The organism is Citrobacter sp. CK206, from assembly GCF_030333125.1.
Lineage (GTDB): Bacteria > Pseudomonadota > Gammaproteobacteria > Enterobacterales > Enterobacteriaceae > Citrobacter_B > Citrobacter_B koseri.
This window is the reverse complement of the sequence record NZ_JAOWGM010000021.1, coordinates 566,719-580,090: the sequence shown is the minus strand read 5'-3', so window position 1 is coordinate 580,090 and position 13,372 is coordinate 566,719. Positions and strand designations below refer to the sequence as shown.

Genomic DNA, 13,372 nt, shown 5'->3' with positions numbered 1-13,372 from the left:
TCTCGGTTCCCAAAAACTGTGCGCCTGTTACTTGCTATCTTTACGTCCCGGAGACGCAGAAGATCAGATAGGCTGCGTCATCAAGCCAACCGATTTCACGCCCGCACTGTGTAACAAGTTCAGCGCTTTAATTATTTCATCGTAAGGCACGTCTTTCGCGCCACCGATTAAGAAGACCGTTTTCGGATTGGACTCCAGGCGACTTTTCGCTTCGGCAATAACCTGCTCTGGCGGCAACTGATCCATCCTGTCTTTCTCAACCACCACGCTGTATTGCCCAATACCGGAAACTTCAATAATGACCGGCGGATCGTCATTGGTGCTGACGGCCTGCGACTCGGTCGCGTCCGGCAGATCGACTTCCACACTCTGGGTAATGATCGGCGCCGTCGCCATGAAAATCAGCAACAGCACCAACAGTACGTCGAGCAACGGTACAATGTTGATTTCGGACTTGAGATCGCGACGACCTCGTCCACGCGTTCTGGCCATGGCTTACCCCTTGTTGCTCTCGCTACTGGTAAACGCCTGACGGTGCAGAATGGCGGTGAACTCTTCCATAAAGTTGTCGTAATTCAGTTCCAGCTTGTTCACGCGCTGATTCAGGCGGTTGTAGGCCATAACCGCTGGAATCGCCGCAAACAGACCGATAGCCGTTGCAATCAGCGCTTCCGCGATACCCGGCGCCACCATTTGCAGCGTCGCCTGTTTCACCGCACCGAGGGCGATAAACGCGTGCATAATCCCCCATACCGTACCAAACAGACCAATATACGGACTGATGGAACCTACGGTGCCGAGGAAAGGAATGTGCGTCTCTAATGTTTCCAGCTCACGGTTCATGGAGATACGCATCGCACGGGACGCCCCTTCAACAACCGCTTCCGGCGCATGGTTGTTTGCACGATGCAGACGCACAAACTCTTTGAACCCGCTATAGAAGATTTGTTCCGAACCCGCGAGGCTATCACGACGCCCCTGGCTCTCCTGATACAGGCGAGACAGTTCGATTCCAGACCAGAATTTATCTTCGAACGCTTCCGCTTCGCGCGCCGCAGCGTTAAGAATACGAGTCCGCTGGATGATGATAGCCCAGGATGCGATTGAAAAACCAATCAAAATCAACATGATAAGTTTAACCAGAAGGCTTGCCTTCAGGAACAAATCAAGGATATTCATGTCAGTCACTGCTTAAACTCCGCGACAATAGACTTGGGAAGCGCACGAGGCTTCATTTTGAGTGGATCAACGCAAACAATCAGAACTTCCGCTTCGTTGAGCACGTTGTTCTCTGCGTTGACAATGCGTTGCGTGAAAACCAAAGAGGTGCCACGCATTGACGTAATTTCAGTTTGGACTTCGAGCATATCGTCGAGTCGCGCAGGCGCATAATATTCCAGCGTCATTTTACGCACCACGAAAGCAACCCGTTCAGCCAACAGCACCTGCTGACTGAAGTGATGATGACGCAGCATCTCTGTGCGTGCTCTTTCATAAAAAGCGACGTAACTGGCGTGGTAAACCACACCACCGGCGTCGGTATCCTCATAATAGACACGAACCGGCCATCGAAATATATTCACTGTACATCCCGGTAATGCAAAAAAAGTTAACGCTTTTAAACGTTGCTACTATACGCGCGCGAATGAGGCTTGGGAATGGGGGGAAGTTAAGGGAGAGTAAAAATTTATGGGCTTATGAAAACCCATAAATTTTTAAGGATACTTCTTATTCAAAAGAAGAAGAAAATCAGACCAACAATAAGCACGATATCGGCGAGCAGCGGGCAAAAGATCCCCTGCCAGTGAACGGCGCGAGGACGAAATCCTACGCCATGAATCACGCCCGTACAGACGGCCCACATCAGCAGAAAACCATGCCAGATTTCCAGCTCGCTTGTTTTCGCCGCGAAACGCGTCGGGTCCCAGAAGATGCAGCCTGCCAACACTAACGCCAGCATAAAGGAAAGCGCCCGTAATGGGCGCTTATCCATTACCGCATACAACGTTGCGATAATACTGGTCATTAGCTGTCTTCTTGTCCGGCTTTACCTGATTCTACGTGCTCAAGCGCCAGCGCAGTGATTATCCCAAATGCACAGGCAAGAAGCGTTCCCAGAATCCATGCGAAATACCACATTTTTAGCTCCTTACTTAGTACAGAGAGTGGGTGTTGCTTTCAATATGTTCTTTAGTGATGCGGCCGAACATTTTCCAGTAACACCAGCTGGTGTAGATCAGAATGATCGGTACAAACACCAACGCAACCCAGGTCATCAGGTTCAGCGTTCTCTGGCTGGAGGTCGCATCCCACATGGTCAGGCTCGCATTCATCATGGTGCTGGAAGGCATCACAAACGGGAACATTGCGATACCGGCAGTCAGGATGATGCAGGCCAGGGTCAGAGAAGAGAACAGGAATGCCCATGCTCCTTTCTCCATACGGGAGGTCAGGATAGTCAGCAGCGGCAGAACCACGCCCAGCGCCGGAACCAGCCACAGGATCGGCGTACTGTTGAAGTTCACCATCCACGCACCGGCTTCACGCGCGACTTCTTTGGTCAGCGGGTTAGATGCGGCGTGATGATCCATCGCGGAAGTCACGACATAACCATCAATACCGTAAACCACCCATACGCCCGCCAGCGCGAAGCACACCAGCGTAACCAGCGCGGCTACCTGTGCCGTCGTGCGGGAACGCAGGTGCAGCTCACCCACAGTACGCATTTGCAGATAGGTCGCGCCCTGGGTAATGATCATCCCTACGCTGACGATACCTGCCAGCAGGCCAAACGGGTTCAGCAACTGGAAGAAGTTACCGGTGTAGTACAGACGCAGATACTCGTCGATATGGAACGGTACGCCCTGTAACAGGTTGCCGAACGCCACGCCGATAACCAGCGGCGGCACAAAGCTCCCCACGAAGATGCCCCAGTCCCACATGTTGCGCCAGCGGGTGTCTTCAATCTTGGAACGGTAGTCAAAACCGACCGGACGGAAGAACAAGGACGCCAGCACGAGGATCATCGCCACATAGAAACCGGAAAACGCCGCAGCGTAAACCATCGGCCAGGCGGCGAACAGCGCGCCACCGGCGGTGATCAGCCACACCTGGTTACCGTCCCAGTGCGGGGCGATGGAGTTGATCATAATTCGACGCTCGGTGTCGTTACGACCGAGGAAACGGGTGAGCATGCCCACCCCCATGTCGAAGCCATCGGTAACCGCAAAACCGATCAGCAGAATGCCAACCAGCAGCCACCAGATAAAACGCAATACTTCATAATCGATCATTTGACGACTCCTGTCTTAGCGTGCCGGCTGAGAGGCCACATTGGGCTGCTCAAAGTGATAGCGACCGGTTTTCAGGCTGCTTGGGCCACGGCGTGCAAACTTGAACATTAAGTACAGCTCCGCCACCAGGAACAGGGTATACAGGCCGCAAATCAGGATCATGGAGAACAGCAGGTCACCGACCGTCAGTGACGAGTTCGCCACGGCGGTTGGCAGCACCTCACCGATCGCCCACGGCTGACGACCATATTCGGCAACGAACCAGCCTGCTTCTACAGCAATCCACGGCAGCGGGATGCCGTACAGCGCCGCGCGCAGCAGCCATTTTTTCTCACCGATGCGGTTACGAATGACGCTCCAGAAGGAGAGCGCGATGATCGCCAGCAGCAGGAAGCCGCACGCAACCATGATACGGAACGCAAAGTACAGCGGCGCAACGCGTGGGATGGAGTCTTTGGTCGCCATCTCAATTTGCGCTTCGGTCGCGTCAGTGACGTTCGGCGTATAGCGTTTAAGCAGCAGACCGTAGCCCAGATCTTTCTTCACGTTATTGAACTGGTCGCGAACGGCCTGGTCGGTAGAACCTGCACGCAGTTCTTCCAGCAGCGCGTAGGCTTTCATCCCGCTACGGATACGTTCTTCATGCTGCACCATCAGGTCTTTCAGACCGATGACCGGCGTATCGACGGAGCGAGTCGCGATAATACCCAGCGCGTAAGGGATCTGGATAGCCAGTTTGTTTTCCTGCGTCTCCTGATCCGGGATACCGAACAGGGTGAAGGAAGCAGGCGCTGGCTGGGTTTCCCATTCCGCTTCAATCGCGGCGAGTTTGGTTTTCTGCACGTCGCCCATTTCGTAGCCGGATTCGTCACCCAGCACGATAACAGACAGCACAGCAGCCATACCGAAGCTGGCGGCGATAGCAAAGGAGCGTTTAGCGAACGCGATGTCGCGGCCTTTCAGCAGGTAGTAAGCACTGATACCGAGGATGAACATTGCACCGGTCACATAGCCAGACGCCACAGTGTGAACGAATTTCACCTGCGCAACCGGGTTAAGCACCAGTTCGGAGAAGCTCACCATCTCCATACGCATGGTTTCGAAGTTGAAATCCGATGCGATAGGGTTCTGCATCCAGCCGTTCGCCACAAGTATCCACAGCGCAGACAGGTTGGAACCCAGCGCCACCAGCCAGGTGACACACATATGCTGGACTTTGCCCAGACGGTCCCAGCCAAAGAAGAACAGACCTACAAAGGTGGATTCGAGGAAGAAGGCCATCAAGCCTTCGATTGCCAGCGGCGCACCGAAGATATCCCCTACATAGTGGGAATAGTAAGACCAGTTAGTCCCGAACTGGAACTCCATGGTCAGACCGGTAGCCACACCCAGAGCGAAGTTGATACCAAACAACTTGCCCCAGAACTTGGTCATATCTTTATAAATCTGTTTGCCGGAAAGGACGTATACCGTTTCCATAATGGCCAGCAGGAACGCCATACCGAGCGTCAGCGGCACAAACAGGAAGTGGTACATCGCGGTCAAGGCAAACTGTAAGCGCGACAGTTCGACTATATCTAACATCATGACTCCTTGCTCATCGCATGAAGACTCCGAGAGTGAACCCCGTTAGAAAGGGTCACACGCATGCCCCAATAAAATTTATTTGCTCCCCTTCACCGTTGCCGTTTCATCATCAGAGGAAACAGCAATGATAAAAAGTTACAAACATGTTAATAAAAAACCTAAATTGATCCCGCAAATATATTACGCCGTAAAATCCCTACAATAAACAGGTTTTTATTGAGTCAAATTTGCATTTTTCGACATTGATCAATTTATAGCTAATTTACCAGTTTCAGGCCAATTTGATCGGCGACAATTTATCGTGTTTTGACATCTTTTTCCAAGCATTAAACATTGATTTAAATCAAAAACACCAAAATTCGTTAACGGTGTATACAATGCGTAAACACAGTGAAAACAATGTTGCGCATATGTATCTCTGAGGGTGTTGGCGGTTATCTAATAGAAAGGTATATATAAAAAAACAGCATTTCATTTAACGTTATCATCGACGACATTCTTTTGCCGTCTGCAACTATTTAGCGTAGACGCTTCAGCGTAATTTTCCACAGGGTCAATTCGCCATGAAAATAATCACAAATATTTTACTTTTGAGCCCATTGAAATTAACACCGGATTGTTATTATTCCGTTAACAATAAAGCCACGCTAAGCGTGGCTTTAATCTGTTTGTCTGAGATTCAGGCAAGCGTGTAGCTAAACGTTCGGGACTGCCCCGGCAGAAAGAGGCCAGCCCCACTTGCCCCCTCTCCTTTCGCAGGGCACGTCTGTTCATCCATCATAGTCTCTGTACATGCGCTAACGGCTCTGCCGAAGGCAACGGTGGCATCACATGAGGTTGTTTCGGACGGATTGTACAGGCGCAGGATGACATCATCGCGATCCTCTGCTTTTTTCAGCGCGCTTAACAGGCAGCCCACCGGCGACATCGTTAACAGGCTGTAATGTTCCGGTACGCAAACATCGGCCTTGTTGAGTTTCATCGCATCCCAGGGAATTTTGTTATAGCACTGAACAGGCGTCAGCCACGCCTTCGCCTGTTGCGCGACACCGGCGCTAAAAGGCGTTCCGCTATAGCTGAACAGGCTAAACCGACTGCGCAGCGTTCCGCGCATTTGTGAATCCGGCACCGCCATTTTGATGCCGGAAGGCCGCCCTGGCCGCAGCAGTAGATCCTCTTTCCCCAGCAGCCCCACCCCACGCAGGAGCGTTAAGGCGAACGTTTTCTTCCCTTCGCCGATAACTTCAAATTCACGTAATCCCTCCGTGAAAAGCGCAAGGCCATTTCTCTCTTCCTGAAGAGCCGCATAGTTCAGCATATTCCAGACCGGTACCGGCGCCTCTTTCCACCCCTCTTCCTGCCAGTTTTCCATCGCGCTGTCCTGTACCGGACGCGTCACTGCGCCAAACTGGGTGTCCGCCAGCACAACATCCGTCGTGAACGGCGTGGGGATTAACACCCGCACGCGGTGATCGTCAGCCTGATTATCCAGCGCCACCTCAACATCAATGCGTCTGCTGTTATGGCTCAGGGTGACGGCGATCTCCACGCCTAACGTTCCGTTGCGCTGCCTCGCGCTGCGTTCGGCAAGATTCGCCGGAACCGCCAGGGTATAGCGAATGACAACCCTGCTCTGCCATGCGTCATGAATCACTTCATATTCCGGTTTTGCCGTCGTCGAAGTAAGCAGCCACTCTTCTCTGGCGGGGGAGTAATCGTACTCATCGCCATCGTCTGACCCCTCTTCCAGCGCCAGTATGCGCTGATAACGCACGCCGCTGTCTTTATCGCGCAGGTTCAGCGTACCGTCATCATTCGCCGTAATCTGCCAGAACGCGTTCTCCAGCAGCGCGTCTGATGAAACCGTCGGGCTCACCACATTGCCCGCTGCGTTCGGTTCGATATAAAGCGTGCGATAGCCCATTGAAGGGATAATCTGCTGGATCTGGATATCAAATTCCATAAACGGCTCGTAGTTACCGTAATGCACAATCTGGCGGTCGATTAAACCGGGATCGATCTCCCGGGCCTGGCGAATGCAATAAGGAATGGCGTTGCCCCGATCATCCCGCAGAGAGAACTGGCTGGCGCGCAGGCGTACCGTGGTGTTAATCACCTCTTCACGCGGCCACGGCATCAGGTTAAACAGCACCAGTTTGTCGGCATCGCTCTGCGGCATGTTGTCGGCGATTTTGCGCTGATAAAAACAGATCAGGTTGTCGGCCATATCCTCAGCCAGCTCGAAACGGGACGCAATTTCGCGGTGTACTTTGTCACTGCAACAGCAGCCGATGCTGTCGTGGGCGTGATTCTTCAGAATCTCTTTCCACATTTTCTCCAGCAGACCGTGGTGATACTCAAACCCCAGCGTCCAGGCCAGCGTCGCCAGCGGCTCAAGAATGTTGACGATTTTGTTCTCAATGCGCGCATGGGCGATTTTGATGTCCATCCGCGTCGAACCAATGGTGCGATGAACGCGCATATATTTGCCATCAATAAACTCGCCTTTCAGCGTGGCAAGCTGCTCGCGGCGGGCTTCTATGTGTTCAAACACCTCTTCAAAGCGGCTCATCACAAACTTACGCTGCGGGTAGATTTCGCGCAGTTTATCCATTACCGCAAAGATATTTTGCTGCAACGGCATCTGATCGTGGCCATTCGGCAGCAAAATTTCTTTGGTCAGCGACGCGCGCTCCAGCACATCGAAGTAGCTGTCGAGACGTTTACGCAGCCCGGCCTCGTCCTCCGGTAAGTACTTACCAATCGCGTAGCCCAGCGGCAGCACCTGCGCCGTCACTTCACTGCCATCCGCGCTTTGCCATAAAAACTCGGTTTTATCGGTGCCGTGGCGTTCCGAACAACCACGCCAGAACATGGCGCGGGTAATACCGAAACCGTTATAGATATGCGGAAGCTGCCCCGACATGCCGAACGAATCCGGCAGATAGCCAATTTTCATCGGTTCGCCAAACGCCTGGCAGTCGCGCATACCGTACATCAGATTACGCACGATCGACTCCCCGGATACCAGCGTGGTATCCGTTTGGGTATACCACGGGCCGATAATCAGTTTTCCGGCCTGCACCAGTTTTCTTACCCGCGCTTTATTTTCCGCTTTGACGGCGAAATAGTCCTCCAGCACCGCCGTCTGCCCGTCAAGGACATAATATTTATACTCTGCATCCTGCTCCAGGCGGGTCAGGATCTCCTCCATATTGTTGACCAGCAAAATACGTGACGCTTCCGTGGTGAAATACCATTCACGATCCCAGTGCATGTGCGGCGTAATGTGAACGCGAGATACTGCTTTCATCTTCGTTTCCTGTTAGTTCGTTTATGGCAACACATTGTTAGTCAGATACTTGCCCTGCTTTACCGCATGACGACGCCAGAACAGCAGGATAGTGGTCGATATCGCTGTCCCCACTAACGCTGCGCCAAACCAGCCTGCGGCGGCGGCGAAACCGCCGTATCCGGCGTCATGCAAAAGAAAGAGTGAAAAAATGCCTGCGCCCGGCGTCGAAAGACCAATGTTCATCGCGCCGACAATCGCGCCCGTCACCATTGACCCCAGAACAAAAGAACCGATAACCCGCAGCGGATCTTCAATCGCCATCGGGATTGCCCCTTCCGTAATGCCCGCCAGCCCCAGTAGCCAGGTCGACTTTCCTGTTTCGATCTCAAACTCTTTGAACAGCCTCGGCGCCAGCATCGTTGATGCCGTTACGGTGAAGGCGGACACCATTTTGACCGAGGCGAAAATGGCATACGGGCCGTAGACGCCGTTCGCCATCGCCCCAAGGCAGAACGCGTAAGACGCTTTATTGACCGGCCCGCCCAAATCGAAAGAACACATAAAGCCGAGAATCGCGCCAAGCAGCAGCGCATTGGCGCCGCTCAGCCCATTAAGCCAGGCGGTCAGCGCGTTGTTGATCCACGCAACGGGCTCGCCCACCACAAACAGCATCAGGCTGCCCGCGCCTAAGGTGCCGATGACCGGATACAGATAGAAGGTCAGGAAGCCGTTGAATTTACTGCTCAGGCGAAGATGGTTTTTCACCCAGCGCATCAGATATCCGGCGATCAAGCCACCCGCGATCGCGCCGAGAAAGCCGGAGCCAATCATATTGGCGGCAAGGCCGGCGGCGAATCCGGGGGCCAGCGCGGGTTTATCCGCCAGCGAATAGGCGGTATAGGCGGCGAGCACCGGCACCATCAGGATGCCGAGCATCCCACCGCCCAGCTTGCGGTACATCCACAGCCAGGAGTTCTCCTGATCGAAGAGATGCTGCAAGCCGAGCATTTGCGCCAGCAGCACCGACACGGCCAGTACGGTTCCCCCGGCGACAATCAGCGGCACGGCGAACGAGATGCCGCTCAACAGCGCCTGTTTTAACTCCGTTTTTAGACTCTTAGGCGCTGCCGTTTCCTGGTAAACCGCGCGATCGCCCTGCGCGGGTTCCAGCGCCAGCGCTTGTTGGATCAATGCTTCGGCGTGGCGGATAGGTTCGGCGACGGGCACCGACAGCGCAGGAATGCCCGCAAAGCGCTCACTCTCTTTTATCGCCACCTCTGCGGCGAAAATGCAGGCTTTTGCCGCGTTCAGCTGCTGTGCGGTAAGACGGCCTTCAATTCCGTTAGCGCCCTGCTTTTCCACATACACGTTCACGCCCAGTTTGCGTCCCGCTTTTTCCAGATACTCCGCCGCCATATAGGTGTGCGCAATCCCCGCCGGGCACGCCGTTACGCAGACGATGGTCGGCGCATCCTGTAAGGGCTGAAAAGCGCTTTCCTGATATTGGTCGTCCAGCGCCGACAGTAGCTCATCCGCCGTGGTCGCTGCCAGAATCCTCGCGCGGGTGTCATCATCCGCCAGTCGCATGGTGAGTGCGGTCAGCAACTGCATATGGGTGCTTCCCGCTTCGCCTGGCGGAATGGCGAGCAGAAAAATCAGCGTCACCGCTTCCGGCCCGTCAACCCCTTCCCACATCATGGGTTCGCGCAGGGTGGCCACGGCAAATGCCGCTTCTTTAACCGCCGACGTTTTACCATGCGGCACCGCCAGCCCTTCTCCCAACGCCGTTGGCCCCTGACTTTCACGCAAAAAGACTTCTTCAAGGTAAGCATCGGAATCTGAAATTTTCCCCAGTTGCACGAGCCGCTGGGTTAACGCGTGAATAGCCTCTTCACGACTGCCAAACCGGGCGTTCAGGCATAACGCATCGCGGTGGGTTAACGTCGTCAGGTTCATCATAGTCCTCACACTGTCATTGTATGTTTCAGAAATTGTGCCAGATGAAAAAATACATTTATGTGATCATTTTCACTTACGCAAAATAATTTGTATTTAATTTGTATTATTTACAAGAGCTATTGATCGGGCATAATCAACGAAGTCGTATTAATTCATTCATACAAAAGTAAAAAGATGAGCCAAAAACCGTTATACCGACAGATTGCCGACCGAATCCGCGAGCAGATTGAACGTGGCGAACTGAAAGCAGGCGACGCGTTACCCACCGAGCAGGCATTGCAGCATGCGTTTGGCGTGAGCCGGGTCACGGTACGTCAGGCGCTCAAGCAACTGACCGAACAGCAGATCATCGAAAGCATTCAGGGCAGCGGGACCTATGTGAAAGAAGAGCGGGTCAATTACGATATCTACCAGCTAACCAGCTTTTACGAAAAACTCGCCGATCGCCATGTTGACACCCACAGTGACGTTTTGGTTTTTGAAGTGATCCCGGCGGACGACTTTCTGCGCAACCAGTTACAACTGGCGGAGAACAACCGGGTCTGGCACGTAAAACGCGTGCGTTACATTAAGCAAAAACCCGTCGCCCTCGAAGAGACATGGATGCCGCTGGCGCTCTTTCCCGACCTGACCTGGCAGGTGATGGAAAATTCCAAGTATCACTTTATTGAAGAGGTGAAGCAGATGGTCATTGATCGCAGCGAGCAGGAGCTGATCCCAATCATGCCAACCGAAGAAATGAGCCGCACGCTGGCGATCAGCGCAAACAAACCGATCCTGGAAAAGGTTTCTCGCGGATTCCTGAAAGACGGTCAGGTATTTGAATATAGCCGTAATGCGTTTAATACCGATGATTATAAATTTACGTTGATCGCGCGCAGAAAACAGCGCTGATCATGTTTTCTGTTCACGGTATTGTGACAATATGCTACCGGGCTCACAAATAATCCGCCCGGTAAGAAAGAACAAATTATTATCATATTTATCCTTTCATTAACAATGAACCGTGTTCCTATAGAAACATCCATTTCTGTTCCGTTATTTAACTCACAGTTTTGCCTTTGTATTATATTTATCTCTCAATAACCGTTTGCAAAAATAAATAAGACCGCGATCACAAACACAGCATATTATTTATTAACCCCCTGTTCCAATTAAATTAACCAGAGCTGGGCAATCAATAATAACTCATTGATAACAAACACCCTTCCAATGATTAATTAAGAACATTATTTTTAAGAAAGATATTTTGAAAATAGATCAATTGCATCCCTTCCCGCCTGCACAGACACTCCATGACTATTAAAAGGTTGCAGAAACCTGAGTGCGCAATATTAAACGAAGACTCTTACCTTTTGTTCATCAGCTCTACAGAGGATTACTCATGAAAAAATCAACACTTGTTATTGGCGTCATTGGTGCTGACTGCCATGCAGTAGGCAATAAAGTTTTGGATCGCGTTTTTACTGCCCATGATTTTCGCGTAATCAATCTGGGGGTCATGGTAAGCCAGGATGAATATATTGATGCCGCAATCGAAACCGGCGCCGATGCGATTGTCGTGTCATCCATTTACGGCCACGGCGATATCGACTGCCTCGGTTTACGTGAACGCTGCATCGAACGCGGTATTGGTGACATTCTGCTCTATGTCGGCGGCAATCTGGTGGTGGGTAAACATGACTTTGCCGACGTGGAAGCGAAGTTTAAAGAGATGGGCTTTAACCGCGTCTTTGCGCCAAGTCATGATCTGGAAGATGTGTGCCGGTTAATGGCCGGGGACATTAACCCGCGTCATGGTGTTGAACAGCGCTGCCTTGAAGAGGCCATCTGATGCAAATCGTCTCTGTCGATATCGGCTCGACATGGACCAAAGCCGCCCTCTTCGCCAGGGAGGGGGATGCGTTAACCCTGGTGAACCATGTCCTGACGCCAACCACCACATACCATCTGGCAGACGGTTTTTTTGCCAGTCTGAATCAGGTGCTGAATGTCGCCGATGCTCGTCCGTTGCTGAAAAGCGGCGAAGTGCAGTTGAAATACTCCTCATCGGCAAAAGGCGGGCTCGCCGTCGCCGCTATGGGGCTGGTGCCGTCTATCACGCTGGAATCCGCAAAAGTTACTGCCCACTCAGCGGGGGCGAAGATCGCGCAATATTACGCGTATAAGCTCAACCGCCATGACATCCAGGCGTTAGAAAACTCGCCGCCGGACATCCTGCTGTTTACCGGCGGTACGGATGGCGGCGAAGAAAGCTACGGTCTGGCGAATGCGCGCGCGCTGGCGAACTCAAATCTGGATTGCGCGATTATTTATGCCGGAAACCGTGACATTCAGGATGAGGTACAGGCCATTCTGGGGCATAAAGATCTGACCACGGTAGACAACATTCTGCCCGACCTCGATCACCCGAATCCGTATGCCGCCCGCCAGGCCATTTGCGATCTGTTCCTGTCCCGCATCGTGAAAGGCAAAGGGCTGGACGTGATTGTTAGCGAAACCGGCGAAGAGCCGATGCCAACACCGTGGACCGTCTACGAGCTGGTTAAAGCCATCAGCGACATCGACAGCGCATGGAAAGAGTTCATGCTGATCGATATGGGCGGCGCCACCACCGACGTGTACTCCGCCTGTGCCAATATGCTCTCTCCTGATACCGTGCTGCATGGCGTGCCGGAACCGTTCGTCAAACGCACCGTTGAAGGCGATCTCGGGATGCGCGTCTCTGCCCTTGTGGTCGGAGAAAGCACCCAGGAGATGGTAAACGTCGTGTTTGCCCAACAGCCTGAGCGTCAGGAGGCGTTTTACGGCTATCTGCGCCACCTGGTGTCCCACCCCGATTACCTCCCCCGCAGCGACGAAGAGAAATTCTTCGACGCCCTGCTGGCAGGGCTGTGCGTGGGTTATGCCAGCGAACGTCACGCGGGCACCAAAAAGCAGGTCTGCACCTGCGTGGGCAACGTCGACTTACAGATGGGGCGCGACCTCACCACCGTTCGCAAAGTTGTCGGTTCCGGCGGATGGCTCTCCCGCGCCAGTCAGTTCGACATCCATCGCTGGTTGAAATACCGCGAGCTGGACGATGACGGCAGACGCATTCTCTTACCCGGGCAGTTTGACTATTACCGCGATTCAAAAGGCTTGCTTCCTCTGCTGGCGAACGTCGCCAGGCTGTACCCGCAGCTCGCCGCTCGCACCAGTATTCAATGTTTAACCCTATAAAACCTAAGGCAGCTAC

12 protein-coding genes are annotated in these 13,372 nt (G+C 53.0%); 3 read left to right on the top strand and 9 right to left on the bottom strand.

All coding sequences use genetic code 11. The features are described 5' to 3' along the window. Positions 1 to 63: 63 nt before the first annotated feature. From tolR to mngA, 9 genes are all read right to left on the bottom strand, one after another. A complete protein-coding gene (gene tolR, locus OGX81_RS05770; RefSeq protein WP_012133245.1) occupies positions 64 to 492 on the bottom strand; it encodes a colicin uptake protein TolR in 429 nt (142 codons plus the stop codon). Between the two features lie 3 nt (positions 493 to 495). Next, positions 496 to 1,188 carry a Tol-Pal system protein TolQ gene (gene tolQ, locus OGX81_RS05765; RefSeq protein WP_024130524.1) on the bottom strand — a complete coding sequence of 231 codons (693 nt, stop codon included), beginning with the start codon at positions 1,186 to 1,188 and terminating at the stop codon, positions 496 to 498. Beyond that, positions 1,185 to 1,583, bottom strand: a complete 399-nt coding sequence (gene ybgC / locus OGX81_RS05760) for a tol-pal system-associated acyl-CoA thioesterase (RefSeq protein WP_012133247.1) — start codon at positions 1,581 to 1,583, stop codon at positions 1,185 to 1,187. Before ybgC ends, tolQ begins: the two co-directional genes overlap by 4 nt. Positions 1,584 to 1,732: 149 nt before the next feature. After that, complete coding sequence (ybgE, locus tag OGX81_RS05755) at positions 1,733 to 2,026, bottom strand: cyd operon protein YbgE (protein ID WP_012133248.1); 294 nt, start codon at positions 2,024 to 2,026, stop codon at positions 1,733 to 1,735. Further along, a complete protein-coding gene (gene cydX / locus OGX81_RS05750) occupies positions 2,026 to 2,139 on the bottom strand; it encodes a cytochrome bd-I oxidase subunit CydX (protein ID WP_003022970.1) in 114 nt (37 codons plus the stop codon). Before cydX ends, ybgE begins: the two co-directional genes overlap by 1 nt. Before the next feature lie 14 nt (positions 2,140 to 2,153). Then, positions 2,154 to 3,293: a cytochrome d ubiquinol oxidase subunit II gene (gene cydB / locus OGX81_RS05745; protein ID WP_012133250.1), complete on the bottom strand. Its 1,140-nt coding sequence runs from the start codon at positions 3,291 to 3,293 to the stop codon at positions 2,154 to 2,156. Between the two features lie 15 nt (positions 3,294 to 3,308). After that, entirely contained in the window at positions 3,309 to 4,877 is a 1,569-nt protein-coding gene (gene cydA / locus OGX81_RS05740; RefSeq protein ID WP_024130525.1) for a cytochrome ubiquinol oxidase subunit I, read from the bottom strand. Positions 4,878 to 5,559: 682 nt separating this feature from the next. Continuing rightward, a complete protein-coding gene (gene mngB / locus OGX81_RS05735) occupies positions 5,560 to 8,193 on the bottom strand; it encodes a mannosylglycerate hydrolase (protein ID WP_104868909.1) in 2,634 nt (877 codons plus the stop codon). Between the two features lie 21 nt (positions 8,194 to 8,214). Further along, a complete protein-coding gene (gene mngA / locus OGX81_RS05730) occupies positions 8,215 to 10,131 on the bottom strand; it encodes a PTS 2-O-a-mannosyl-D-glycerate transporter subunit IIABC (protein ID WP_104869154.1) in 1,917 nt (638 codons plus the stop codon). Between the two features lie 177 nt (positions 10,132 to 10,308). Between mngA and OGX81_RS05725 the strand changes: the two genes are divergently transcribed. The 3 genes from OGX81_RS05725 (at position 10,309) to glmL (ending at position 13,356) form a co-directional block, all read left to right on the top strand. Further along, positions 10,309 to 11,028: a GntR family transcriptional regulator gene (locus OGX81_RS05725; RefSeq protein ID WP_049008346.1), complete on the top strand. Its 720-nt coding sequence runs from the start codon at positions 10,309 to 10,311 to the stop codon at positions 11,026 to 11,028. A 490-nt stretch (positions 11,029 to 11,518) separates the two neighbouring features. Beyond that, positions 11,519 to 11,968 (top strand): methylaspartate mutase subunit S, encoded by a 450-nt coding sequence (gene glmS, locus OGX81_RS05720; protein WP_012133257.1) that lies wholly within the window; start codon positions 11,519 to 11,521, stop codon positions 11,966 to 11,968. Further along, positions 11,968 to 13,356, top strand: a complete 1,389-nt coding sequence (glmL, locus tag OGX81_RS05715) for a methylaspartate mutase accessory protein GlmL (protein ID WP_104868910.1) — start codon at positions 11,968 to 11,970, stop codon at positions 13,354 to 13,356. The genes glmS and glmL overlap by 1 nt, the downstream gene beginning before the upstream one ends. Positions 13,357 to 13,372 lie beyond the last annotated feature (16 nt).

Excerpts from the sequence above, each read along its gene's own strand:
- glmS (WP_012133257.1), top strand. The coding sequence starts at position 11,519 with ATGAAAAAATCAACACTTGTTATTGGCGTCATTGGTGCTGACTGCCAT.
- glmL (WP_104868910.1), top strand. The coding sequence starts at position 11,968 with ATGCAAATCGTCTCTGTCGATATCGGCTCGACATGGACCAAAGCCGCC.
- tolR (WP_012133245.1), bottom strand. The coding sequence starts at position 492 with ATGGCCAGAACGCGTGGACGAGGTCGTCGCGATCTCAAGTCCGAAATC.
- ybgE (WP_012133248.1), bottom strand. The coding sequence starts at position 2,026 with ATGACCAGTATTATCGCAACGTTGTATGCGGTAATGGATAAGCGCCCA.
- mngA (WP_104869154.1), bottom strand. The coding sequence starts at position 10,131 with ATGAACCTGACGACGTTAACCCACCGCGATGCGTTATGCCTGAACGCC.
- cydA (WP_024130525.1), bottom strand. The coding sequence starts at position 4,877 with ATGTTAGATATAGTCGAACTGTCGCGCTTACAGTTTGCCTTGACCGCG.
- cydX (WP_003022970.1), bottom strand. The coding sequence starts at position 2,139 with ATGTGGTATTTCGCATGGATTCTGGGAACGCTTCTTGCCTGTGCATTT.
- mngB (WP_104868909.1), bottom strand. The coding sequence starts at position 8,193 with ATGAAAGCAGTATCTCGCGTTCACATTACGCCGCACATGCACTGGGAT.
- OGX81_RS05725 (WP_049008346.1), top strand. The coding sequence starts at position 10,309 with ATGAGCCAAAAACCGTTATACCGACAGATTGCCGACCGAATCCGCGAG.
- cydB (WP_012133250.1), bottom strand. The coding sequence starts at position 3,293 with ATGATCGATTATGAAGTATTGCGTTTTATCTGGTGGCTGCTGGTTGGC.